Source organism: Agathobacter sp., assembly GCF_977054825.1.
On sequence record NZ_CDRTEH010000016.1, the window covers coordinates 30,844 to 55,989 of the forward strand.

The 25,146-nt window shown below is 43.4% G+C and carries 18 protein-coding genes and 1 pseudogene; 16 read left to right on the plus strand and 3 right to left on the minus strand.

Annotation, left to right across the window (positions count from 1 at the left end):
• Positions 1-15 precede the first annotated feature (15 nt).
• The 11 genes and pseudogenes from ACW6PM_RS11045 to ACW6PM_RS11095 all read left to right on the plus strand — a co-directional run bounded on the left by ACW6PM_RS11045 (position 16) and on the right by ACW6PM_RS11095 (position 14,698).
• Complete coding sequence (locus ACW6PM_RS11045; protein WP_456057193.1) at positions 16-2,091, plus strand: hypothetical protein; 2,076 nt, start codon at positions 16-18, stop codon at positions 2,089-2,091.
• A gap of 280 nt (positions 2,092-2,371) precedes the next feature.
• A pseudogene (locus tag ACW6PM_RS11050) lies at positions 2,372-2,710 on the plus strand (dCTP deaminase domain-containing protein); the annotation flags it as partial.
• 142 nt (positions 2,711-2,852) lie between these two features.
• On the plus strand, positions 2,853-4,574 hold the full coding sequence (locus tag ACW6PM_RS11055) for an AAA family ATPase (protein WP_456057194.1): 1,722 nt from the start codon (positions 2,853-2,855) through the stop codon (positions 4,572-4,574).
• A gap of 203 nt (positions 4,575-4,777) precedes the next feature.
• Entirely contained in the window at positions 4,778-5,503 is a 726-nt protein-coding gene (nagB, locus tag ACW6PM_RS11060) for a glucosamine-6-phosphate deaminase (RefSeq protein ID WP_456057195.1), read from the plus strand.
• Positions 5,504-5,532: 29 nt separating this feature from the next.
• Positions 5,533-6,687, plus strand: a complete 1,155-nt coding sequence (nagA, locus tag ACW6PM_RS11065) for an N-acetylglucosamine-6-phosphate deacetylase (protein WP_456057196.1) — start codon at positions 5,533-5,535, stop codon at positions 6,685-6,687.
• Positions 6,681-7,160: a PTS sugar transporter subunit IIA gene (locus ACW6PM_RS11070; protein ID WP_448755219.1), complete on the plus strand. Its 480-nt coding sequence runs from the start codon at positions 6,681-6,683 to the stop codon at positions 7,158-7,160. Before nagA ends, ACW6PM_RS11070 begins: the two co-directional genes overlap by 7 nt.
• Positions 7,161-7,233: 73 nt before the next feature.
• Positions 7,234-8,703 carry a PTS transporter subunit EIIC gene (locus ACW6PM_RS11075; protein WP_456057197.1) on the plus strand — a complete coding sequence of 490 codons (1,470 nt, stop codon included), beginning with the start codon at positions 7,234-7,236 and terminating at the stop codon, positions 8,701-8,703.
• A gap of 379 nt (positions 8,704-9,082) precedes the next feature.
• The gene (locus ACW6PM_RS11080) at positions 9,083-10,198 is read left to right on the plus strand and encodes a DNA/RNA non-specific endonuclease (RefSeq protein WP_456057198.1); all 1,116 of its coding nucleotides are present in this window, start codon (positions 9,083-9,085) and stop codon (positions 10,196-10,198) included.
• Between the two features lie 230 nt (positions 10,199-10,428).
• The gene (gene hisS, locus ACW6PM_RS11085; protein ID WP_055223236.1) at positions 10,429-11,688 is read left to right on the plus strand and encodes a histidine--tRNA ligase; all 1,260 of its coding nucleotides are present in this window, start codon (positions 10,429-10,431) and stop codon (positions 11,686-11,688) included.
• A gap of 181 nt (positions 11,689-11,869) precedes the next feature.
• The gene (aspS, locus tag ACW6PM_RS11090; RefSeq protein WP_456057199.1) at positions 11,870-13,666 is read left to right on the plus strand and encodes an aspartate--tRNA ligase; all 1,797 of its coding nucleotides are present in this window, start codon (positions 11,870-11,872) and stop codon (positions 13,664-13,666) included.
• Between the two features lie 9 nt (positions 13,667-13,675).
• Positions 13,676-14,698, plus strand: coding sequence for a hypothetical protein (locus tag ACW6PM_RS11095; protein WP_456057200.1), 1,023 nt, complete (start codon positions 13,676-13,678; stop codon positions 14,696-14,698).
• Between the two features lie 101 nt (positions 14,699-14,799).
• Here ACW6PM_RS11095 and ACW6PM_RS11100 read toward each other — a convergent pair whose 3' ends face one another.
• Genes ACW6PM_RS11100 through ACW6PM_RS11110 form a run of 3 tightly spaced genes read right to left on the minus strand, consistent with a single transcriptional unit; the run spans position 14,800 to position 19,369 of the window.
• A complete protein-coding gene (locus ACW6PM_RS11100) occupies positions 14,800-16,239 on the minus strand; it encodes a HAMP domain-containing sensor histidine kinase (protein WP_308651181.1) in 1,440 nt (479 codons plus the stop codon).
• Positions 16,239-16,940 carry a response regulator transcription factor gene (locus ACW6PM_RS11105; RefSeq protein ID WP_012743672.1) on the minus strand — a complete coding sequence of 234 codons (702 nt, stop codon included), beginning with the start codon at positions 16,938-16,940 and terminating at the stop codon, positions 16,239-16,241. The genes ACW6PM_RS11100 and ACW6PM_RS11105 overlap by 1 nt, the downstream gene beginning before the upstream one ends.
• 50 nt (positions 16,941-16,990) lie before the next feature.
• The gene (locus tag ACW6PM_RS11110) at positions 16,991-19,369 is read right to left on the minus strand and encodes an endonuclease MutS2 (protein WP_456057201.1); all 2,379 of its coding nucleotides are present in this window, start codon (positions 19,367-19,369) and stop codon (positions 16,991-16,993) included.
• 191 nt (positions 19,370-19,560) lie between these two features.
• Here ACW6PM_RS11110 and ACW6PM_RS11115 point away from each other — a divergent pair, with 191 nt between their 5' ends.
• The 5 genes from ACW6PM_RS11115 to ACW6PM_RS11135 all read left to right on the plus strand — a co-directional run bounded on the left by ACW6PM_RS11115 (position 19,561) and on the right by ACW6PM_RS11135 (position 25,123).
• The gene (locus tag ACW6PM_RS11115; protein ID WP_456057202.1) at positions 19,561-20,829 is read left to right on the plus strand and encodes a S1C family serine protease; all 1,269 of its coding nucleotides are present in this window, start codon (positions 19,561-19,563) and stop codon (positions 20,827-20,829) included.
• A gap of 18 nt (positions 20,830-20,847) precedes the next feature.
• Positions 20,848-21,792 (plus strand): 3'-5' exoribonuclease YhaM family protein, encoded by a 945-nt coding sequence (locus tag ACW6PM_RS11120; RefSeq protein WP_012743669.1) that lies wholly within the window; start codon positions 20,848-20,850, stop codon positions 21,790-21,792.
• A 114-nt stretch (positions 21,793-21,906) separates the two neighbouring features.
• Complete coding sequence (gene rlmD / locus ACW6PM_RS11125; protein WP_456057203.1) at positions 21,907-23,388, plus strand: 23S rRNA (uracil(1939)-C(5))-methyltransferase RlmD; 1,482 nt, start codon at positions 21,907-21,909, stop codon at positions 23,386-23,388.
• A gap of 256 nt (positions 23,389-23,644) precedes the next feature.
• A complete protein-coding gene (locus tag ACW6PM_RS11130) occupies positions 23,645-24,691 on the plus strand; it encodes an ORF6N domain-containing protein (RefSeq protein WP_456057204.1) in 1,047 nt (348 codons plus the stop codon).
• Between the two features lie 153 nt (positions 24,692-24,844).
• Positions 24,845-25,123: a helix-turn-helix domain-containing protein gene (locus ACW6PM_RS11135; RefSeq protein WP_456057205.1), complete on the plus strand. Its 279-nt coding sequence runs from the start codon at positions 24,845-24,847 to the stop codon at positions 25,121-25,123.
• The last annotated feature ends 23 nt before the right edge of the window (positions 25,124-25,146 follow it).

Here is a 25,146-nt window from a genome sequence, read left to right on the forward strand (position 1 = left end):
AAGGAATAAGGTTACATGGAATTTAATAAGACAAAACCAATTGCGTTAGGAATAGCATTCACTCTCGCCCTAACACCGATTCACGCAATCACATATGCAGACACCAATTCAGACAGTGCATCGATAAATGTTCAGACTGCACAGACAGAATATAAATCAGGATTTGTATTCACTAAGAGCAGCTACGCTTATAGAAAAGGCGCTGATTTGACAGTATGTGTATCAAAAAGCAATCTTTCTGTGGCTTGTGATTCATATAAGCTGTTTTATATATCGGACGGAAGTGAGAAAGCAATTGACCGGAACTCATATACAATCAGAGTTCTTGGGGATGCGGTATATTTTACTTTATCCACGAATTGGCTGAGCCGGTACAGCCCTCAGGATATTGATATTGCTGCGATTGCTTACAATGGAACTGCTGAGGTATCTAAGACAAATGCTAAGCTTGTTTCTGAGGATGGCTTTGATATAGACCTTGCAGCCGGAACAGTGTGTGTCAATCAGACAGAAAATATCAGAACTAACGGACAAGGCGAACTGACACAGGATGCGCGGTCGAAGGCTGGCGGGAAAAAATACATATATGTAGTTGACTCAGTAATTTCTCAGGATGAAAGCATCATAAAAATATTCAATGCCGGTAATGAGTGGAAATATACCGGAATGAAGCCTGGAAAGACAAAACTCACAGTACGCTATCACTACTATTATGGCAAGGAAAAATGTACCGGTGAGAAAACTGCTGAGTATGAAGTGGTTCCTGCCACATATACACTCGATGAAGAACGTGACAGCTCTGGTATGCTTATAAACCGCGGCGCCACATATACATGCAATCTTAGAACAAAGCAGACAATCTATGATAAGAGTGGCAAGGCTGTAAGTAAATATGTAGATAATATTGCATACGAATGGTATATAAGTGAAAAAGAAGAAAATGTTGCGGTAAACATAGAACAAACTGCACAGAATAAGCTTAAAATAACACCGGCAAATGCCTCGGAATCAGGAGCTTTTTGTATAGGAATAAGAGCACTTGATGCTTCCGGTAATGTTTATTTTGAAGAAGAATCAATATGGTATCTGGTAACAGATGGACAGGCAGACGGAGATCATGGAGATTCATCAGAAACTGCAAATCCGGGAAATACCTCATCCGGAAGTCAAAATACAAACACAGGAAGCGAAAAGGTAAGTGTATCGAAGAGACAGAGTATATCCTTATTGGAGAATCATAATATCGGTCTAAATATCTACTGGAAAATGACCGGCTCTACGTATGACATAGGAGACTGCATGGTCAAGTACACATATGAATGTGACAGCGGAACACCACACTATGTGGCATTGAACCGGAGTCCGGTTGGTGATGGCGAATCATATTGCTCAAGAATTGATATAAGCGCAGTTGAGATGACCGAAAAAGTAAATTTACAGTTACTCTCTAATAGTGGAAAAGTGCTGGATACATTTTCAACATCAGTAGAGGATTATGCCAAGAGCTTATTGACAAGCAATACAAAAGAATATGCAGCATATAAGCCGGTGGTAAAAGCGATGCTGAATTATGGCGCTGCATCACAGCAGTATTTTGGATTTATGACATATGCATTAGCCAACAGAAGCCTTACGAATGCCGATAAGGCGATACAACAAATTCCACAGGCAACGGTGAAGCAGTATGCTGCCAATTCAAGTATCCGCCAATTTTCAATGAGTGGAATACACTATTACGGATCGAGCCTTGTGGTGGGAGATGATGTAAAGCTCAGACACTATTTTAAGCTTGATCCTGGCAGAGATATATCAAATTATTCGTTTGCAACGTATGTGGGCGGAGATATGATAGGCTATGCTACACCATGTCGTTCGAAAGATAAAGACATGTATTATATAGAAGTAACTTGTACAAACAGAAATTTCTTTTCTGGCATGAGGACGATAGTATCGAATGGAAATACAGAAACTATATTGGACTATCAGCCGATGAACTACATTGCAAAAGCATATGGCAGTTCAAAGCTAACCTCTGAATTGAAGACGTTGCTTGATGCAATGTATTGGTTTGAATATCAAAAAATTAAATGATATGAGGGTCAAAACCACCTCTAAAAAAAACGGTTTGTACCTTGAAAATTTCTTTGTTTGGTAACGTTATATTGACAAAAGAGTTTATGAATAGTATTTCCGTAGATATAATTTGGGATATATTATTTGTAGTATTATTTATATATATATCTATACTTTGTGTGAAAAATATCAGAAAATTGAGAAATATTAAAATTGATTCGCTTAGTGTACAAAGAGCTGTAATTACAGAAAAGCAGTCTGTGAAAAGCAAGGATTTAATCAATAGGTCAAGACTCAGGAAGAATTATGTATTCCGGATAGTATTTTGGGAAGAATAGGCGAGAAAAATTCTAGAATGAGACAGGGCTTAGTTGTCAGTGGACCTCATTATCAGCCGGGACATCAGACATATGCTTTTTTGAGAGTGATGAATATATCTGAGGATCTTATTACTATTTCCAGGGGAAATAAGATTGCACAGATCATATTTGAACAGCTTACCGGAAGACCTGATGTGCCGTATAGTGCCCAGACAAATGCTTCATTTCAAAACGAAGTGGAGTATAAAGGACTGGGAAATTATAAGCAGGAATATGAGAATCAGATGAAGCATAAGCTGGACGAAGATGATACCTGAGATAAGTATAAAATTGAATAGTAGCATGTTGTTATTGATAAATATCCGATTGAAACACTCAAGATTATAAATAATTGTATTTTACAGGGTAATCCGCTATACTAGATATAAGTGTAGCGGATTATTTTAGTTGGAGGCTTTTATGGTGAGTACATTGAAGTTACCTGTTGGAATTGAGAACTTTGAGGAAATCCGAAAACTGGGTTTCTATTATATTGACAAGACAAGGCTTATAGAACAGCTTTTACAGGGATGGGGCAAGGTGACTCTTTTTACGCGCCCACGCCGGTTTGGTAAGAGCTTAAATATGAGCATGCTAAGGAGCTTTTTTGAGATAGATACAGATAAGTCTTTGTTTGAAGGCTTATATATTTCTGATAATAAAGAGCTATGTGATGAGTATATGGGAAGGTACCCGGTCATTTTCTTGTCATTGAAAAGTGTTGAAGGGAGCTCCTTTGATGATGCAAGATACATGATTACTGAGCTCATTGGGAAAGAAGCAGAAAGATTCAGGTTTTTGGAGCGTAGTGAGGCACTTTCTGAAAACGATAAGTATAGGTATAGGGCTATCATTTCGCAGTGCGATGGAAAATATACGATGGACGCGCAGCTTCTTGTATCGAGTCTTCAGAGTCTGTCACAGTTATTGTGTACACACTATGGACAGAAGACCATTATCCTTATAGACGAGTATGATGTTCCGCTGGATAAGGCCTTTCAGAATGGTTATTACAATGAGATGGTTTCTCTCATCAGAGGCCTTTTTGGACAGGCTCTTAAGACCAATGAGTTTTTACAGTTTGCCGTACTTACAGGCTGTCTTCGTATTTCCAAGGAGAGTATTTTTACAGGGCTTAATAATTTCAAAGTCCTGTCAATTACTGATTCAAGATTTGACGAGCAGTTCGGTTTCACTGATTGTGAAGTGAAAAAGCTGCTGTCTGACTATGGTATGGATTCGCACTTTGATGAGATAAAGGAATGGTATGACGGCTATCATTTCGGCAGGGCTGATGTTTACTGTCCATGGGATGTGATTAATCACGTGGATCACTTGCGCGATGACAGTGAGGCAAAGCCTCAGACATATTGGATAAACAGCAGTGGAAATAGCTTGGTGAGGCGTCTTATCAACAGAGCTGATTCATCGACAAAGGAGGAGATTGAGCGTCTGATTGCAGGCGAGGCAATCGAGAAAACTATCCGCCTTGATCTGACCTATGATGAAATTGAAAATAGCATTGACAATATTTGGAGTGTGCTTTTTACAACAGGCTATCTTACAAAAGTAGGTGAAGTAAAGCTGCCGGACAGCGAGGGCTATGCCTATAAGCTTGTCATCCCTAATAAAGAGGTGAGGGAGATTTTTGTATTACAGATTAAAGAGTGGTTCAAGGATGCTGTCGCGAGTGACAATGATACGATGAGAGTTTTATCCAAGGCCATCCTTGATAAGGATGAGATACAGATTGCAAGGCAGCTGAATATTGTGATGAGCCGTATGATAAGCATACTTGACACAAAGGCATCGGACGATATGAAGGAGAATTTCTATCACGGACTTCTTCTCGGCCTTTTGCGTGGTAGCAATCCGGATTGGTTTATCAAGTCAAATCGTGAGTCAGGCGATGGTTTTAGCGATATTTTAATCAAACCGGAGGATCCGGATGCAGGCATCGTTATTGAAGTGAAGTATGCAAAGGAGATTAAAGGGCTTGATGCAGCATGTGAGGCTGCGATGGCGCAGATTAAGGATAAGAGGTACGACGAGGCTTTGCGTGAGGAGGGCAGGTGTGATATTTTAGCCTACGGCATTGCTTTTTGTAGAAAGAGATGTAGGGTGGTTGGCGAGAAAATATAGATTTTTTGAGAATGGTTTTTATGCAATTTTACCACTTCACCGCATTAAAATTTAATGTTTTTTTTATAAAATATGCAAAATGTGACAAAAACTACTGGACAAAATGTACTATATGGGGTAAAATGCATATATGCAATCGAACAGCACATTTGAAGGTTGTGCAGATAGTATTGGGTATATTTTACGAATTGGAGGGATTTTTCATGAGAATATATCAGGCTAAGGATTATACAGATATGAGTAGAAAGGCTGCAAATATCGTATCGGCACAGGTGATTATGAAGCCTAATTGTGTATTGGGACTGGCTACAGGCTCTACACCTGTTGGGATGTATAAGCAGCTCGTTGAGTGGTTCAATAAAGGGGATTTGGACTTCTCAGAGGTTATGACGGTGAACCTTGATGAGTACAAGGGACTTAGCCGTGAGAATGACCAGAGCTACTATTATTTTATGCATCAGAATTTGTTTGATCATGTGAATATTCCGGTTGAGAATACTCACCTGCCAAACGGCATGGAGCCGGATCCACAGAAGGAGTGCAAGCGCTATACAGAGCTGATTCAGTCTCTTGGCGGGGTTGATTTACAGCTTCTTGGTATCGGGCACAATGGTCATATCGGTTTTAATGAGCCGGGTGAGTCTTTTGACAAGCAGGTACACTGTGTGGATCTGACAGAGTCTACTATTGAGGCTAATAAGCGCTTCTTTGCATCGGCTGATGATGTTCCGAAGCAGGCTTATACAATGGGCATCAAGACCATCATGCAGGCTAAGAAGATCCTTATTATTGCAAGTGGTGAGGATAAGGCAGAGATTGTGCACAAGGCTTTCTTTGGACCGATTACACCACAGGTGCCGGCTTCTGTATTGCAGCTGCACAATGATGTTACGCTTGTAGCTGATGAGGCTGCACTGAGCAGGCTGTAGATGTTTTTTAGTTGAGAAGGTGCATGTATATGATAATAAAAAATGCAAGGGTATTTATAGAGGATGGCAGCTTTGTGCATGGTGATGTTGTCGTTAAGGATGGCCGTTTTGACAGCGTTTTGGAGAGAACAGCTGACACGGACGCAGCTGCTGACAGCACACAGCAGGAGATTATAGATGCATCGGGACTTACCATGATACCGGGACTTGTGGATATTCATTTTCATGGATGCAAGGGAGCTGACATGTGTGACGGCACCAAAGAGGCGCTTGATGTGATTACAGCATACGAGGCTTCTGTAGGAGTGACGAGCGTGTGTCCGGCTACTATGACCATTCAAAGGGATGAGCTTTTGAGTGTCATGAAAAATGCCGGTGATTATAATTATCATGGTGGTGCACATCTTGTAGGTATCAATATGGAGGGACCTTTTATCAGTCCTTCTAAAAAGGGAGCACAGGCGGCAGAGAATATCATGCGATGTGATTATGATTATTTCTGTGAGCTTCAGGATGCGGCCCATGGCTTGATAAAGCTTGTAGATATCGCTCCGGAGGAGCCGGGCGCGATTGATTTTATAGACAGGGTAAGAGGAAGTGTTGTGGTTTCAATAGCACACACGGCGGCTGATTATGACACCGCGGTAGAGGCTATTGAGCATGGTGCAAGCCATGCCACACATTTGTATAATGCGATGCCACCGCTTCACCACAGGGATCCCGGAGTTATCGGGGCTGTGAGAGATTCAAAAAAATGTCATGCGGAGCTCATTTGTGACGGAGTGCATATTCATCCGTCGGTTATCAGGGCGACATTTGCCATGTTTGGCGCGAAGCGCATGATTTTAATAAGTGACAGCATGAGAGCCACAGGGCTTGAGGATGGTGAGTATACACTCGGTGGACAGGCCGTGACGGTCAGAGGTCCGCTTGCCACACTCCATGATGGGACAATTGCAGGCTCGGCAACCAATCTGATGGATTGTATGCGTTTTACGGTAAGGCAGGCAGGCATTCCGCTTGAGGAGGCAATTATGTGTGCTACAGCCAATCCGGCTAAGGAGATTGGCATCTATGATGAAGCAGGAAGCATTTCTGCAGGAAAGAGAGCAGATTTTGTGCTTCTCAATGATGATTTGGATATTGTGAGTGTGTATATCGACGGAAAGGAGATATCATGTTAGGTTTTTTTAAGAATAAGTCAAAGGAAAAGGTAATCTGTTCTCCGTGCAACGGCAGAGTGGTTCCTATTACAGAGGTTCCGGATCCTACTTTTTCTGAGAAGATATTGGGAGACGGCGTAGCCGTGATTCCTTCTGAGGGCAGGTTTTATGCTCCGGCGGATGGTGAGGTGACAGCTGTATTTGACACGCTGCATGCTTTTACCATGACGACTACTCAGGGAGTTGAGCTGCTTTTGCACATTGGTTTGGATACAGTGATGCTAAAGGGTGATCCTTTTACGTCACATATTTCTGTTGGTGATCAGGTGAAGAAGGGCGACCTTTTGATGGAGGCTGACCTGGAGCAGATTAAGGCAGCAGATCTTAATACAATCACTCCGGTTTTAATTGGCAACACTGCTGATTATAGTGAGATAAAGATGCTCAAGGAGGGTGATGTATCCGCCGGTGATGAGATTTTAAGTCTCGCGTAGATTTGTATAATAACAACGAACTTAATTGGAGTATCTCCAGTTTAGTATATATAATGTAAAGGAGGGGAAATTTATGAAATTTCTTCAAAAACTGGGTAAAGCTTTAATGCTTCCCGTAGCAGTACTTCCTATCTGTGGTATCCTCATGGGTATTGGATATTTTTTATGTCCTGCAACCATGCAGGGTGGTGACATCGAGGGAGTGCGTAATTTAATAGGTCTGTTTTTAGTTAAAGCCGGGGGCGCTTTGATTGACAACATGGCCATCCTTTTTGTAATCGGCGTTGGTGTCGGTATGTCGGAAAAGAACGACGGTACCGGCGGTATTGCAGCTTTAGCTTCATGGCTGATGATGAAAACACTCCTGTCTACAGGCTTTGTTACCACAATCATGCCATCTATCGCTGACAGCGCTACAAAGACACTTGCATTCGACAAGATTGAAAACCCATTTATCGGTATCTTAGCCGGTATTATTGGTGCTTTGTGTTACAACAGATTTAAGGATACAAAGCTTCCTGACTGGCTGTCATTCTTCAGTGGCAAGCGTTGCGTAGCAATTATCGCAGGTGTTGTTTCAATCCTTGCATCTGTAGTATTACTGTTTGTATGGCCATTACTTTTCGGTGCTCTTGTATCTATCGGTAAAGCAATCGTTGGTCTTGATGTAGTCGGCGCAGGTATCTATGCATTCCTGAACCGTCTGTTAATCCCTACAGGATTACACCACGCATTAAACAATGTATTCTGGTTCGATACTATCGGACTTGGAGACCTCAAACATTTCTGGGCAGGCGAGACATCAAAGGATGTTTCATGGAGCCTCGGAATGTACATGTCAGGTTTCTTCCCATGTATGATGTTTGGTATTCCTGGTGCAGCACTTGCTATGGTTAAGTGTGCAAAGACTGCTAAGAAAAAGGCTGCCATCGGTATCCTTGCTTCTGCAGCTATCTGTGCATTTATCTGTGGTGTTACAGAGCCTTTCGAGTTTGCATTTATGTTCCTTGCTCCTGGTCTCTATGTGATTTATGCTTTACTTTATGGTATTTTCACAATGGTTACAGTAGCTCTTGGATTTAGAGCAGGCTTCTCATTCTCAGCCGGCGCGATGGATTTATTATTCTCATCTTCACTTCCGGCTGCAGCAAAGACATGGCTCATCATTCCTCTTGGAATCGCAGCTTTTATCGTATTCTACATTGTATTCTATTTCGCTATCAAGAAATGGGATCTTAAGACCCCTGGTAGAGAGGACGATGATGTTGAGGCAGAGAAGAAGGCAGTGCTTTCTAACAATGACTACACAGCAGTTGCAAAGACTATTCTTGAGGGCTGCGGTGGCAAAGACAATATTGCAAGCATTGACAATTGCATCACAAGACTCAGACTTGAGGTTAAGGATATCACTCAGGTTGATGACAAGAAGATTAAATCTGCAGGTGTTGCAGGCGTTATGAAGCCTGGCAAGAATTCTGTTCAGGTTATTATCGGAACCAAGGTTCAGTTTGTTGCGGATGAGTTTTCTAAGCTTTGCGAGTAGATTTGTTCTGCGATATAGTAGTGCTGATTCACGACAGATGATTCACATAATTTCATAATACATGATTAAAAGCCACACCGGGTGTTATGCCTGGGGTGGCTTTTTTTGAGTTCGGGCCGTAAGCTCCGCCCGGGCGTGGTGCACACGGACTCTCGTTTTCGCTACGCTGCGCTGTTAAGATGCTGTACGGATTATGCTTTTGGGTTTTTCTAGGCTTGACGAAACCGTCGTGAATACTTGAAAAACGAACAATTGTTTGTTATAATAAATGAAGTTAGGAAATAAAAGTATATCAGATTTAGTAATTTAAGTATTCATTTAGTTTATGGTAATTAGGGAAAATCCAATATCAATCGATTGATAGAAAGCGTGATTTTATATGAACATATGGCTTAAGTTAAGGAAAACAGTAGCAATTGCACTATGTGAGATACTTGCAATTGCTACAATTTTTACAGGCTGTGCCTCTACTGATTTATCAGGCACTGAAGCTGCCGGGCATGTCGCAGGAGCTACTGTAGCAGGTGAGGATTCTGCTGGTGCTTTAGGCAGCAAGGATAAAGCGGATGGGCCACAGGAGGATCTTGTAAACAACAATTCTTATGTTTCTCTCGATGCGATTCCGGCATATGATGGCAAGGCATACGTGGCCGTCAACAATAATGAGCCTTTTTTTACGGACAGCGATATGACTACCACTGCTTTTGAAGACTACAGTGATTTGGATTCACTTGGCAGATGCGGCGTGGCTTATGCCAATATCTGTAAGGAAATCATGCCGACTGAGAAGCGTGGCAAGATAGGTATGATAAAGCCATCGGGCTGGCACACGGTGAAGTATGATGTGATAAAGGACAGATATTTATACAATCGCTGTCATCTTATTGGCTATCAGCTTGCCGGAGAGAATGCCAACCCAAAGAACCTTATTACCGGTACGAGATACCTGAATGTGGAGGGGATGCTGCCGTTTGAGAACCTGGTAGCGGATTATGTAAACAATACAGGAAATCATGTGCTCTACAGGGTGACTCCGATGTTCTCGGGCAGCAATCTTGTTGCAAACGGTGTTCTCATAGAGGCAAAGTCGGTTGAGGACAATGGTGGCGGCATACTTTTTAATGTCTATTGCTATAATGTGCAGCCTGGCATCGGAATAAACTACGAGAATGGTGACAGCTGGCTGGATGGCACCAACCCACAGAATGAAGGCTCGCAGAACAGCGCTGGAAGCGTGGCAGGAGCTACGGCGGGAGAATCCGGCTCTTCAAGCAGTACAACAGGAAGTTCATCATCAGGCTCAGACAGCTCAGCAGCAGAAAATAGCGCTGCAGATTCCTCAAACAGTGAGACAATGGTTCATATCACTGCAACAGGCAAGAAATATCACCGTGCGGGCTGTCGAACCTTGAAAAAGAGTGACACAGAGGTGACGCTTGATGAAGCAAAATCCATGGGCTTGTCTCCGTGTGGCATCTGTAATCCTCCACAGTAGAGGTACATTAATAGTTGCACATCAGTAGCTGCAATCAATCACATTAGATGCATATTAGTGTTTGCAGCCATCTACAGTAGATGTGCATTAGCATTTGTAACCCGTCACAGTAGATACACGTTATCTTTGCAGCCCGTATAATTGCCATAAACCCTTGACGATTGCAAAACCGAAAAGTATAATAGAATAGCTAATGAATTCAATATTTTAATATAGATGGAGGAAACCAAATGGCACTGAGCAAAAAGCCGGTCAACGGCATGAAGGATATACTACCTGCAGAGATGGAAATCCGTGATTATGTGACAAGTGTGATCAAGGATACATACAGAAGCTTCGGATTTACACCGATAGAGACACCCTGCATGGAGAATATAGCAAATCTCACAAGCAAGCAGGGCGGAGAAAATGAGAAGCTGATCTTCAAGGTAATGAAGAGAGGCGAGAAGCTGAATCTGGAGACAGCAAAGGAAGAGTCGGATGTAGTAGACTTTGGAATGCGCTATGACCTTACAGTGCCGCTTTCAAGATATTATTCAAACAATGCCAACAACCTGCCATCGCCGTTCAAGGCACTCCAGATGGGCAGTGTGTGGAGAGCAGACAGACCTCAGAGAGGCCGCTACAGACAGTTTACACAGTGTGATATAGATATACTCGGAGAGCCAAGCAATCTGGCAGAGATAGAGCTGATTACAGCAACCACTACCACAATCGGCAGACTCGGCTTTGAGAACTTTGAGATAAGGATCAATGAGAGAAGAATCCTAAAGGCAATGGCAGCCTACAGTGGTTTCGCTGAGGAGGACTACGACAGCGTATTTATCACACTAGATAAGATGGACAAGATAGGAGTGGAAGGCGTAGCAAGTGAGCTTGCACAGGACGGCTATCCACAGGAAAATATTGACAAGTATCTTGATTTGTTCAAGCTTTTGGAGCAGACAAGGGATGTCACTGAGGGCGTAAAAATACTTTCAGAAAAGCTCGGTGAATATTTAGACGAAGAAGTGGTTACAAATATGACAGAGATAGCTACGGCTGTCAATGCCACAAAGGGAGCAAAGTTTGAGCTCGTATTTGACCCTACACTCGTTCGTGGAATGAGCTACTATACAGGAACTATTTTTGAGATATCAATGCCGGAGCTTGGCGCAGCCTGCGGTGGCGGTGGACGATATGACAAGATGATTGGAAAGTTCACCGGAAATGATGTACCGGCCTGTGGTTTTTCAATCGGTTTTGAGAGAATTATCCTGCTTCTCATGGAGAGCGGCTTCAAGATTCCTGAGAGTCCGAAGAAGGTAGCTTATCTGGTTGAGAAAAAATATCCGGCAGACAAGCTTGTTGATGTCATGAATCAGGCAAAAGATGCAAGAGCAAACGGACAGCAGGTGCTTGTTGTGCGCATGAACAAGAACAAGAAATTCCAGAAGGAGCAGCTCATGAAAGAGGGCTATGAGGAGTTTGTGGAGTTCTTCAACAGGTAGTCTTGTTTTCAAGGTCGTTTGAATTGAGCTTCCCTGCACATGTGAGCAGATTAGCTTTGTTGCGTGGACCGGAACGGAGTGTAGACAAAGCACGAGTATCGTGCGGTTTTGCGAATGTGCATGGGGTAATTTTTAATAGTTACGAATAAATATATAAAAGTAGAAATATAAGGAGCATAAAATGGCAGAATCAATGCAGGGCTTACATAGAAGCCATAGATGTACAGAGGTATCAAATGCCAATATCGGTGAGAAGGTCACTGTGATGGGCTGGGTACAGAAGAGAAGAAATTTAGGAAGTCTCATTTTCGTAGATTTAAGAGACAGAAGCGGAATACTTCAGATAGTGTTCGGTGAGGAGAATGTAGGTGCAGAGGGCTTTGAAAAGGCAGGCACCTTAAGAAGTGAGTTCGTCATCGCAGTTGAGGGAACTGTCCAGAAGAGAACAGCCGCTGTCAATGAGAACTTAAAGACAGGTGATATCGAGGTTATCGCTACATCAATCAGAGTGCTTTCAGAGGCACAGACACCTCCATTCCAGATCGAGGAGAATTCAAAGACAAGCGAGGACATCAGACTTAAATACCGTTATCTGGATCTTCGCCGTCCTGATATCCAGAGAAACCTTATGCTCAGAAGCAATGTGCTTCGCGTGATGCGTGACTTTATGGCAAACGAGGGCTTTTTGGAGATAGAGACACCAATCCTTTGCAAGTCTACACCGGAGGGAGCCAGGGATTATCTCGTGCCAAGCCGTATACACCACGGACATTTTTATGCGCTTCCTCAGTCACCACAGCTCTTTAAGCAGCTTCTGATGGCTTCAGGCTATGACAGATATTTCCAGATTGCACGATGCTTCCGTGATGAGGATCTGCGTGCAGACAGACAGCCTGAGTTTACACAGGCCGATATGGAGCTTTCATTCGTAGATATCGATGATGTAATCGAGGTAAATGAGAGACTGTTAAAGCACCTTTTCAAAGAGGTTATCAATGTGGATGTTGAGATTCCGTTTAAGCGTATGCCTTGGCAGGAGGCTATGGACAGATTTGGTTCTGATAAGCCTGATACTCGTTTTGGTATGGAGCTTTGCGACGTTTCGGATGTGGTAAAGGACTGTGGCTTTGGAGTATTCACAGGAGCTCTTGAAAACGGTGGCTCTGTCCGAGGTATCAATGTAGAGGGACAGGCAAAGATGCCTCGTAAGAAGATTGACAAGCTTGTAGAGCATGCAAAGGGCTGTGGAGCAAAGGGACTTGCTTATCTGTGCATCAATGAGGATGGCACATACAAGTCATCATTTGCCAAGTTTATGACAGAGGCGGAGCTTGATGCACTTGTTGCAAGGATGAACGGAAAGCCGGGAGATTTACTCCTTTTCGCAGCTGACAAGAATAAAATCGTATGGAATGTACTCGGAGCGCTTCGTCTCATGCTCGGAGCTGAGCTTGGTCTGATTGATGAGAACAAGTACAATTTCCTCTGGGTAACAGAGTTCCCACTCCTTGAGTGGTCTGATGAGGAAAACAGATTTATGGCAATGCATCATCCATTCACCATGCCTATGGAGGAGGATTGGGACAAGATAGATTCAGATCCTGGCGCAGTTCGTGCAAAGGCATATGATATCGTACTCAATGGTACAGAGCTCGGTGGAGGCTCAGTGCGTATCCATCAGGATGACATCCAGGAGAAGATGTTTGAGGTGCTTGGCTTCACAAAGGAGCGTGCGCATGAGCAGTTTGGATTCCTGCTTGACGCATTCTCATATGGTGTACCGCCACACGCAGGACTTGCCTTTGGTGTTGACCGTATCTGCATGCATATGTTACATACAGACAATATCAAGGAGGTTATTGCATTCCCTAAGGTAAAGGACGCTTCGGACCTCATGTCAGAGGCACCCGGAACTGTAGATCCAAAGCAGCTTGAGGAGCTTGGAATAGCTATAGCTGCAGAGGAAGATGAGGAATAACATTATAATATGAATTTGAAAAAGAATATTTTCAATGCGATTACCATAATACTGCTCGCCGCACTTATTGCGGGGGCAGTATTGCTTAATAACAGAATAAAAAAGCTCGAGACACAGATGGCATACACATCAGACAACACATCAGTGATACTTTCAGATGTGCAGACCATGCAGGATGATATCAAGTCCACTCTTGAGGAGGAGGCCAGCCTCATAACAGACTGGGACATTTCCTTAAAAAGTGCAGACTTTACCGATATGACCTATACAGTCTCTGTCTCTGTAGTGCCAAAGGAGTACACAGAGGACACAAAAACCAGTGTATTTTTCGGTACAAACGAGATACCACTCGAGCTAAACGGTATAAAGTATACAGGAGAGGCTACACTTCCTCTGTCTGAGGACTATGCAGGCAATGTGACATTTCTGTTTGTTGACGGAAATAAAAGAAGCACAGAGGTGCTCGATGAGTTTGAGGGTGTGACATCAGTGTTCAAAAATGTAGCATCCGGTATACTTGCCGATAAACCAACCTTTGACAATGGCAGCATAAAGCTTGGCACAGATGTAGATGTAGCAGTCATGGGAAATGATTACTTTGACTTTAGCAGTGTGCAGCTCGTGGTCGCAAGCTCGGATACAGAGCTAAAGACATACGATATCAGACAGCTGTTGGCAGAAAACGGCACAGAAGGTGCAGACACAGACTCTGTCACATCCGCCTTAAGCCGTAAGGATGACACCAAAAAAGATGGCTCAAAGAAGGATACGGAAAGTGATACCTTGGCAGAGGATGACGGCAAGCTCCATAGTCTCGAAGGCACAGTAAAAATCGAAGACTTAATCCCGGTAACAGCCGCAAGCAATATCAAAATATATGTCAAAGCGGTATCGGCACAGGGCTACACCTTCACATATGACCTGTTTGAGGGTACTGTAAATCAGGACATCACAGACTTTGAAACCACAGCCGATATATCCGGCGGCGACTACACAGTAACCGACCCGGCAGGCAGTAAATACGAACCATAAGAATATGATAAAAAAGCTCATTTCGCATCAGTGAAATGAGCTTTTTTCTGAGGAATATACTGCGCCTCACCCTTCTTTTTTTCTGAGGAATATACTGCGCCTCACCCTTCTTTTTTGCTGAGCGGCAGAGTAAATATAAACTCCGTTCCCACACCCTCAGTACTTATCACATTTATATTCTCACCGTGCGCCTGCACGATTTCTTTAACGATAGACAGGCCAAGTCCTGTACCGCGCTTATCCTTTCCACGGGACAAATCACTCTTGTAGAAGCGCTCCCAGATCTTTGAAAGGCTGTCCTTCGGTATACCGATACCGTGGTCCTTTACGGATATAAACACCTTTTCATTTCTGATACTCGTCTCAATCTTGATACTCGAATCATTATTTGAAAACTTCACAGCGTTGTCAATCAGGTTGTAAAGAATCTGCTGGATTTTGACCATATCACCGCGCACGAAAAGCTCTTTTCCGGTGAGCACCAGGTCAAAGCTTAAGCCCTTTTCGCTGCATTTACCCTCGAAGGTGAGGATTGTCGTGCGGATCATTGTATTGATGTCAAAATCTGCAATATCCAGATGGATGCCATGATGACCGAACTGGTTCAAATCGATAAGACTCTTGGTGAGCTTATTAAGTCTCTCGGTCTCGAAAAGTATGATATTTAAATATTTATCCTGCATCTCAACAGGTATGGTTCCGTCCAGCATGGCCTCCACATAGCCCTTTATCGAGGTAAGAGGAGAGCGGAAGTCGTGTGATACGTTGGAAACAAACTTGCGTTGATCCTCCTCAAGAGTATCGAGCTCTGTCGCCATGTAGTTGAGTGTATTTGCCAGATATCCGATTTCGTCATTGGAATGTACATCAATCTGGGCAGTGAAATCACCCTTTGCGTACTTCTTTGCGGTCTTTGTGATTTTGGAGATAGGCCGGTAAATGGAGCGGCTCAGCATGACAAGCAGAACAAATGCCACCGCAATAATTAGAGCGACAGTGTAAAAGGAGATATTCATAAATCCGTTTACACCTGCCGTGATATGGCTCATCCTCTTGTGAATGACTATATAGCCGATATTCTGGTAGGAGACATTTACCGGTGAAAATACGGACAGCATCTGATGCTTGAAGAAACCGTAAAAATTACCAATCATGTAATTGCTGCTGCCAAAGTCGGCGACATCAAAGCCGTTTATCACGACAGGATCTGAGCTGTCATTTTGAATATCGATGCCAATTGACGGATCATCTGAGTCCATGAGCAGCTCGCCGGCAGGGCTGACCACCCAAACCTCGGCATCCATATAGTCGGCTACGATTTTCATGTGATTCTGGAAATCGCTAAGCGACATGGATGAGCCAAAGTATTCACTGGCATAGTCACCTGCTATGATGGAGGCCTCCCTATAGAGATTGGAAGCCTCCTGCCTTTTGATATGGTCTGTGGTGAGATGCTGTGTAAAGGTGCATATGATTAAAAAAGCGATGACACCGTAAATCAGATAGCTGATTAACAGCTTAGTGTAGATGGTGTGCTTCATTATTTTACCTCAAACTTGTATCCGATGCCCCAGACAGTTGCGATGCGCCAGGTTGGCTTGTCCTTGATTTTCTCGCGGAGACGCTTCACGTGTACATCGACAGTGCGGGTGTCACCGACATATTCATAGCCCCATATATTGTCAAGAAGCTGCTCTCTTGTAAACACCTGATTTGGAGATGATGCAAGGAAATATAAAAGCTCAAGCTCCTTTGGCGGCATATCAATCTGCTGTCCGTCATAGGTGACAGAGTAGTTGGACAGATTTACAATAAGCCCCGGATACTCCACACACTTGATATCTACGGAAGCATAGGCCTCAGGCTTTGCAGGCTGGAAGCGTCTGAGCACGGCCTTGACCCTTGCCACAAGCTCCTTTGAGTCAAAGGGCTTTAGTATATAGTCGTCGGCGCCAAGCTCCAGGCCTAAAACCTTGTCAAATACCTCACCCTTTGCGGAGAGCATGATAATCGGCACATCGGACTTTGCACGTATCTCACGGCACACCTGATAGCCGTCTATGCCCGGAAGCATGAGGTCCAAAAGAAGCATGTTTGGCTTGTAATGCTCAAACGCGATAAGCGCCTGCTCACCGTCATTTACGATTTTGGTGTCATAGCATTCCTTTGTCAGATATAGAGATATAAGCTCTGCTATATTGTTGTCGTCGTCTACTATCAGTATTTTCTGTTTAACAGCCATTTCTAATCTCCTTCTTAAAAATATTTATATTCCGTAAAATTACATTGTCGTTATTTAAAGGTTGCGATGGTCACTCCGGCATCGCCCTCACCAAACTCACCGAGATGGTATTCTGCAATAGTTTTTGTCCTCTTCAGAAGTCCGTGCACAGCCTTTCTCAGTGCGCCGGTGCCTTTTCCGTGAACAATGCGCACAGATGAAAGATGGGCGATATATGCATCGTCTAGGTATTTATCCAAGAGAGCAAGTGCCTCGTCCGTAGTTTTTCCAATCAGGTTGATTTCTGATGAAACTGACAGCGATTTGCTCATCTTTATCTTGCTTCCGCTGCCACCGTACTTCTTGGCAGGTGAGACATCGTCGTTTAAGAGCACGAGGTCATTAATATTAACCAGCGAGCGCAGTATACCCATCTGCACGTACAAATCGCCCTTGGCGTTTGGCAGAGTGTGGACGGTTCCCTTCAGATTGAGGGAGAGCACAAGCACAGAATCACCGATGCGCAGCTTCTTAGGCGCCTTGTGATTAGCCTTGGCAGTATTTTTCTTGATGTCTGACAGCTTCTTTTCCTTGTCATTCATCTTGTCACGAAGGGCAGAGCGCTCCTTTTCCATCTGGCTCATAGGAGCCTGTCCCTGTCCGTATTTGTTGAAATTGCGGATGGTTTTGTCGGCGAGCTCCTTGGCATCCTGCAGTATCTTGTAGGCTTCCTCATTTGCCTCGCGCAGAATCTTGTCCTTGCTCTTATCTATGCGCTCGTTTTTCTCCTCGAGCTGTTTCTTGAGCTTTTCAATCTCGGCCTTGTAGCTGTTGATTTCAAGCTGCTCCTTTTCGATAGTCTGTCGCTGTGACTCGAGACTTGCAATCAGATCCTCAAAATCGAGGTCGTTGTCATTAATCCTGCTTTTTGCATCCTCGATGATGTTTTCATCCAGACCAAGCTTTGATGAGATTGCAAAAGCATTACTCTTTCCCGGAATACCGATTAACAGGCGGTAGGTAGGGCTTAGGGTTTCCACGTTGAACTCGCAGCAGGCATTTTCCACACCGTCTGTGGAAAGAGCATATACCTTCAGCTCACTGTAGTGTGTGGTGGCCATTGTGATGGCGCCATACCGGTGCAGCCTGTTAAGTATTGAGATGGCAAGCGCCGCACCCTCTGTCGGGTCGGTTCCCGAGCAGAGCTCATCGAACAGGCAGAGGCTTCTGTCATCAGCTTTTTCAAGAATCCTTACGATATTGGTCATATGAGACGAGAAGGTACTGAGACTTTGCTCAATACTCTGCTCATCGCCTATGTCCGCAAAGACATCCTCAAAGATGGCGAGCTTTGACCTGTCAGCCGCAGGAATGTGAAGGCCTGCCTGCCCCATGAGCGTCAAAAGTCCGACAGTCTTTAGTGAAACCGTCTTACCGCCTGTGTTTGGACCGGTGATGATGAGCTGCTTATAGTCCTCGCCGAGCCGCACATCTATAGGAACCACCTTTTTAGCATCCAAAAGCGGATGACGTCCCTTTCTGATATTGATATGCCCCTCGGTGTTGAACTCCGGTGCCACACCGTTATATGATTTAGCCAGATTTGCCTTTGCAAAAATGAAGTCAAGCTCTGAAAGAACCTCGTAGTCCTGCTCCAAAGCAGCCGCATTCATGGCAACCTTGTCGCTGAGTGCCGCAAGAATTTTCTCAATTTCCTCCTGCTCCTTTATGAAAAGCTCCTTGAGCTCGTTATTCAAATTGACGACAGCCATAGGCTCGATAAAAAGAGTGGAGCCGGTAGAGGACTGGTCGTGCATCATGCCTGGTACATTGCCCTTTGCTTCAGCCTTTACAGGCAGACAATATCTGCCGTCACGCATGGTCACAACCGCATCCTGCAGATATGTCCTCGTAGTGCTGTTGTTCATGAGCTTGGTGAGCTGCGCATGGATTCTGTCGTTCATGCCGCGTATGCCCTTTCTTATCTTAAAAAGCTCAGGACTTGCATCATCGGCAATCTCTTCCTCAGATAAAATGCATCTCTTAATCTCATCGCAGAGCGCAGAAACTGGTTCAATCCCTGCAAACAGACTAGAGAGTGAATCCTGCTTCTCATTGTCCATGCCGCTTCTGCCATAAGCCTTCACGCGCTTTGCAACCTCCAACAGACTGCAGATGCGAAGAAGCTCAGTCGTATTCAGCGCACCGCCGATATCGAGTCTCTTTAGAGAAGCGTGCACATTGTGTATGCCCACGAAGGACACTCCGCTGTCCTTGTACAGGCGGCTTAGTGCATCGGCAGTGGTGGTCTGCAGATGTCTGATTTCGTATAAATCGGTGATTGGCTCGAGCGAAAGACACCGCTTTTTCGTCTCATCGCATGCTGCGTAGCTGCTTAGCATGGTGAGGATTTTGTTATATTCCAATGTTTTGTAAACTTTTTTATTCATTTCTATATCCTTATATTTCTGTATCAGATATTTATTGAAAATATCTTTAATAGGTAGTTGAAGCTTAAACTCATATTAACATATTATAGCCGAAAAATCCTTAAAAAACCACCAAAAATATGGTTGCAACGCAATATAATTCAGAATATAATGTAAGATAGTAACTAAAGACATCTAATCAGGGTGACGATATGGAGCAATTTATCAGAGAAAAGATAAAGGATAAACCGCTGAATAAAAAAAGACTTGCAAAAAAAGCAGGCACAGCAGCACTCTGCGGAGTAGCATTTGCAGTGGCTGCAAGCATTGTTTTTGCTATATTTCTGCCGGTTATCAACAGACAATCAAAAAAAGCTTCAGATGGGAAAAATAATAATGATGTGCAGACCGCCACACAGCAGTCAGGCATAGATGACAGCAGCGATGCATATAGTGAAAATGGTACACAAAGCACAGAGTCCGGCACTTCTTCTGAGCCGTCTTCGCAGACCTATCAGCCTACACTCGCAGATTATCAGGCAGTGCAGAACCAGCTCTACAGAGTGGGTGCCGCAGCTACGAAATTTGTAGTAGGAGTCACGGGTGTGACAGATGCCACTGACATTTTCAACAATTCCTATGAGACCGAGGGTCAGGGAGTGGGAGTGATACTGAAGGACAATGGAAAGCAGCTAATCATTCTGACAGAGAAAAATGTAGTGGATAAGGCAGATAAGCTTAGTGTGACCTTTGTGAATGACATGATGGCTGACGCTGCGATGGTCAAGTACGACAGCAATACAGGCATAGCGATTATTTCCGTGGATAAATCACTTTTGGACGATGCCACAACAGCGGCTATAGCGGTTGCGGAGCTTGGCAATTCAAATATTGTTTCAAGGGGAGCAACAGTCATTGCACTTGAAGCAAACTATGCCATTCTCACAGGTCTTGTAACATCAACAACCAACGAGCTGTCAGCGCAGGACAACAACTACTCGGTGCTCACCACAGATATCGCAAGCAACAGGTCACAGAGTGGTATACTCATCAATACGGATGGTCAGGTCATAGGACTTTCACTGCAGGATTTCAATCCGGCGGAGGAAAACAATACGCTCACGGCCGTCAGCATAAGCAATCTGTCATCGGTCATTGAAAAGCTCGAAGGCGGCGCAGATGTGCCGTACATAGGTATCACATGTACTACAGTTACGGAAAAAATAGCAAACAGATATAACATCCCAAAGGGTGTTTATATAAAGCAGGTTACCATGGATTCACCGGCATTTGTCTCAGGGCTTCAAAGCGGTGATGTGATAGTGGCGGTAAACAACACAGAGGTGTCGAATGTGTCCGCGTACAACACACAGCTTATGCTGCAAAAACCGGAGGATACCTGCAATCTGAAAGTAAAGAGAAAAGGAAGCAACGGCTACACGGAGATTACCTGTCAGGTGAAAATCGGAGTGATGAATTAGCCGAAATTAGGAGGATATATGAAGTATATTTCAACTCTCCGCGAGGGAGAGAGAATCAATGAGATTTTTTTATGCAAGAGCAAGCAGACAGCCATGACAAAAAGCGGAAAGCCTTATGACAATGTCATCCTGCAGGACAAGACAGGCACGCTGGATGCCAAGATATGGGATGTCGGCTCAGTAGGCATTGAGGAATTTGACGCAATGGATTACATAGCCATAACCGGTGATATCACAAGCTTTCAGGGCAATTTGCAGTGCTCCATAAAGCGTGCGAGAAAGGTAAACGAGGGAGAATATGACCCTGCCGATTATCTGCCGGTCAGTGATAAGGATGTCGAGGTCATGTATAAGGAGCTCATGGGCTTTATCGGTTCTGTAAAGAATCAGTATTTGTCACAGCTTTTACACAGCTTTTTTGACAACAAGGAGTTTGAGCGTCGTTTCAAGTTCCATTCAGCCGCAAAGAGTGTGCATCACGGCTTTGTAGGGGGTCTTTTGGAGCATACACTCGGTGTGACGAAGAACTGTGATTATTTTGCAAAAATGTATCCGGTTTTAAATCGTGACCTGCTTCTTACAGCAGCTATTTTCCATGATATCGGAAAATTAAAGGAGCTCTCTACCTTCCCGGAGAATGACTATACAGATGCAGGTCAGCTTCTCGGACATATCATGATTGGTGCAGAGTGGGTAGGAGATGCGATTAAGAGCATCGACGGCTTCCCGGTAGTGCTCGCAAATGAACTGAAGCACTGTATACTCGCCCACCACGGCGAGCTTGAGTTTGGCTCTCCTAAAAAGCCTGCACTTGTAGAGGCGCTTGCACTTAGCTTTGCAGACAACATAGATGCCAAGATGGAGACCTTCAGGGAGCTGCTTGTAAATGTGCCTGAAAATGATACAAAGTGGCAGGGCTACAACAGATTTATGGAGACAAATTTCCGCAGAACAAGCGTGTAAAAGGCGGACAATATTAAATATAGCTATGGTGTGATTTTGGGGTGTGAAAGTTTGCGCCGGATACAAACACTATAAAGAGTAATTATATACATAAATAATAAAGAAGAGAAAAGCATGAAAAAAAATGACATATTTGAACTTGAAATAACAGATATGGGAACAGACGGCGAGGGCATAGGACACTACGATGGCATGACCTTTTTCGTAAAGGATGCACTGATTGGTGACGTCATAACAGCCCGCGCAACAAAATTAAAGAAGAACTATGGCTACGCAAGAGTGGAAGAGATTAAGACCCCTTCCACTTTTCGCGTTGAGCCGGAATGTGAGCTGCACAAGAGGTGTGGCGGCTGCCAGATACAGGCGCTCTCCTATGAAAAGCAGCTTGAATTTAAAAATGATAAGGTGCGCAACAATCTCATGCGTATAGGTGGATTTTCCGAGGCGGAGCTGGACAGTAAAATGCAGCCGCCTGTTGGCGCAGATAATGCATACCGCTATCGCAACAAGGCGCAGTTCCCGGTGGGATATGACAGGGATGGCAATATAGTGACGGGCTTTTATGCATCGCGCAGCCACAATATCATCCCGGTTGAGGACTGCAGGCTTGGGGTGCCGCAAAACAAAGAGATACTCGATATCATAAAGGAATGGATGAATGAGTGCGGCATTACGCCGTATGACGAGAATACCCACAAGGGGCTCGTGCGCCATGTGCTTATCCGTTATGGATTTACATCTAAGCAGATTATGGTGTGTCTTGTGATAAATGCAGATGAGCTGGATCCTGAACATAGAGCAGCGGATATTAAAGGTGCACTGTGCGAAAGTCTCTCAAAAATCGATGGAATGACATCAATTTCCTACAATATCAACAAGGAAAACACAAATGTCATCCTCGGCAAAAAGACGGTCTGCATATGGGGCAGACCATATATTGAGGACACCATACATTTGCTTTCTTACCCAGATTTCACACCACAGGGGACTGGCATCACATATCAGATTTCGCCACAGTCGTTCTATCAGGTAAACCCGAAGCAGACCGAAAAGCTCTATAGCACAGCACTCGCATTTGCAGGGCTCACAGGAAATGAAAATGTCTGGGATCTCTACTGTGGTATCGGTACCATATCGCTCTTTTTATCACAGAAGGCAAAGCAGGTGTACGGAGTGGAAATAGTGCCTCAGGCAATCGAGGATGCCAAAAACAATGCGAAGCTCAATGGCATCACAAATGCACAGTTTTTCGTAGGAAAGGCTGAGGAGGTGCTGCCACAGTTTTATGAGAATGCAAAGAAAACTGAGAAAATCACTGATGATACAGCATCCACCGGACATACAGATATGCTTCGCCCGGATGTGATAGTCGTTGACCCGCCAAGAAAGGGTTGCGATGAGAAGTGCCTTGACACAATGCTTGCGATGTCACCGGAGAGGATTGTATATGTGAGCTGCGATTCGGCAACATTGGCAAGGGATTTGAAGATACTCTGTGAGGAAAAGTATGAGCTCATAAAGTGGCAGGCATTTGATCAGTTTTCTCATACGACGCATGTAGAAAGTATTTGCCTCCTCGAGCGGGTGAGCAACTGAACCGGTTTAAAAGAAACAGCCCAATTTCGTTTTTAGGATATGTTCCCAAGGACGAAAAATGGGCTTTTTTTAGTTTTGATAAAAACTAGATAAAGGCAGCCTGCTTTGGGAGAAGTATAGCCTGTAAACGGTATAAGCGGTATTTCAATTGTTATGTCATATTGTAATAATACAATATGACATAATCGAATTGACAAAAGAGACACCTATGTTTATAATATAGACAAAGTGAGAATGGCATGAATGGAGGAGTTCTATGGCAGAAGATAAAAAGAAAGATGAAATTGCAGTAATTGAGATCAATGAAGAATTTATGAAACAAAAATTATATGAATTTCGGGGATGTAAAGTATTATTAGATGCAGATCTGGCTGAAGTATATGGATATGAACTTAAGGCTTTTAATCAGCAGGTAAAAAGAAATATAGAAAGATTTCAGAATGATATGATGTTTCAATTATCTGATAATGAAGTTGAATATTTGCGGTCACAATTTGTGACCGCAAATATAAGCAGCAAATCCCGCAGCAATCCTTACGTTTTTACGGAACAAGGTGTATACATGTTAATGACTGTACTAAAAGGGGAACTTGCGGTAAGACAAAGCATTGCATTGGTGAGAACCTTCAAAAGAATGAAAGATTACATATTAGAAAATCGTGATTTAATAGGTCAACGTGAAATACTTCAGTTAAGTATGGAAACTGCTAACAATAGAATAGAAATTAACAAAATCAACTCAGATATGATTTCTCTTGAAAAACAGATTTCAGATGTTGCAGAAGGATTGAAGGATGTTGTGACAAAATCTGAGCTGGCTGATATGATGAACAGCTTTGTTTCAGATGATGATGAAAAGTGGCTCATGTTTAATGCAAAATTCAGTAGTGCAGATGAGGTATATGAGTCCATTTATAAACAGGCAAAGTCGTCAATATATGTTGTTGACAATTATATTGGCTTAAGGACGCTGGTACACCTTAAGAATTCTCCGGCCGGAGTAGCTATTATTTTATTCAGTGATAATGTTGGAAACAATAAACTTCACAACATAGAATTTACAGATTTTTGTAAAGAATATCCATCCGTAAAAATATCAATGAAAAAGACCGGTGGTATATTTCATGATCGATTTATAGTGTTGGATTATGGAACTGCTGATGAAAGGGTTTTCTTATGTGGGGCTTCATCAAAGGATGCAGGAGCTAGAATAACCAGTATTGTTGAAGACTATGGAGTATCTAAATATACTCCGGTGATTGCAACGCTGTTGAAAAATTCAACTTTGATTTTACCACACTAGACGGAAGTGAACGCAATGAAACTCATGTAGTGGAACCAGACTTTTGCTGCGGAAAAAATATTAAATGAAATATGACATAATCGAATTGACAAAAGAAATACATATGCTTATAATATAGACAAAACGAGAATGACATGAATGGAGGACAGGGTAATGGAGAAATCTGTAACATTTGAAGAGGCATTAAAAAGAATTGAGGAGTTGGAAAAAGAGAATGCAGCCCTTCGGGAGGAATTGGAATATTACAGAAATCGTAAATTAAGCGGTCGTCAGAAACATAACGCCAAGTGGATGGCAATTTATAATGATTTTGTCATTGGATATGAGAGCGGTATGACGATGGTAGAAATTGCGAAGCGAAACAATGTCAGTGAGCGGACGATTTATAGATATAAAGCATATTATGAAAAAATGAAGAAAAAAGAGGAATAGACCATTTTACTGACGTCGATAAA

Coding starts and splice junctions, on each gene's coding strand:
- ACW6PM_RS11045 (WP_456057193.1), top strand. CDS start 16: ATGGAATTTAATAAGACAAAACCAATTGCGTTAGGAATAGCATTCACT.
- ACW6PM_RS11055 (WP_456057194.1), top strand. CDS start 2,853: ATGGTGAGTACATTGAAGTTACCTGTTGGAATTGAGAACTTTGAGGAA.
- nagB (WP_456057195.1), top strand. CDS start 4,778: ATGAGAATATATCAGGCTAAGGATTATACAGATATGAGTAGAAAGGCT.
- nagA (WP_456057196.1), top strand. CDS start 5,533: ATGATAATAAAAAATGCAAGGGTATTTATAGAGGATGGCAGCTTTGTG.
- ACW6PM_RS11070 (WP_448755219.1), top strand. CDS start 6,681: ATGTTAGGTTTTTTTAAGAATAAGTCAAAGGAAAAGGTAATCTGTTCT.
- ACW6PM_RS11075 (WP_456057197.1), top strand. CDS start 7,234: ATGAAATTTCTTCAAAAACTGGGTAAAGCTTTAATGCTTCCCGTAGCA.
- ACW6PM_RS11080 (WP_456057198.1), top strand. CDS start 9,083: ATGAACATATGGCTTAAGTTAAGGAAAACAGTAGCAATTGCACTATGT.
- hisS (WP_055223236.1), top strand. CDS start 10,429: ATGGCACTGAGCAAAAAGCCGGTCAACGGCATGAAGGATATACTACCT.
- aspS (WP_456057199.1), top strand. CDS start 11,870: ATGGCAGAATCAATGCAGGGCTTACATAGAAGCCATAGATGTACAGAG.
- ACW6PM_RS11095 (WP_456057200.1), top strand. CDS start 13,676: ATGAATTTGAAAAAGAATATTTTCAATGCGATTACCATAATACTGCTC.
- ACW6PM_RS11100 (WP_308651181.1), bottom strand. CDS start 16,239: ATGAAGCACACCATCTACACTAAGCTGTTAATCAGCTATCTGATTTAC.
- ACW6PM_RS11105 (WP_012743672.1), bottom strand. CDS start 16,940: ATGGCTGTTAAACAGAAAATACTGATAGTAGACGACGACAACAATATA.
- ACW6PM_RS11110 (WP_456057201.1), bottom strand. CDS start 19,369: ATGAATAAAAAAGTTTACAAAACATTGGAATATAACAAAATCCTCACC.
- ACW6PM_RS11115 (WP_456057202.1), top strand. CDS start 19,561: ATGGAGCAATTTATCAGAGAAAAGATAAAGGATAAACCGCTGAATAAA.
- ACW6PM_RS11120 (WP_012743669.1), top strand. CDS start 20,848: ATGAAGTATATTTCAACTCTCCGCGAGGGAGAGAGAATCAATGAGATT.
- rlmD (WP_456057203.1), top strand. CDS start 21,907: ATGAAAAAAAATGACATATTTGAACTTGAAATAACAGATATGGGAACA.
- ACW6PM_RS11130 (WP_456057204.1), top strand. CDS start 23,645: ATGGCAGAAGATAAAAAGAAAGATGAAATTGCAGTAATTGAGATCAAT.
- ACW6PM_RS11135 (WP_456057205.1), top strand. CDS start 24,845: ATGGAGAAATCTGTAACATTTGAAGAGGCATTAAAAAGAATTGAGGAG.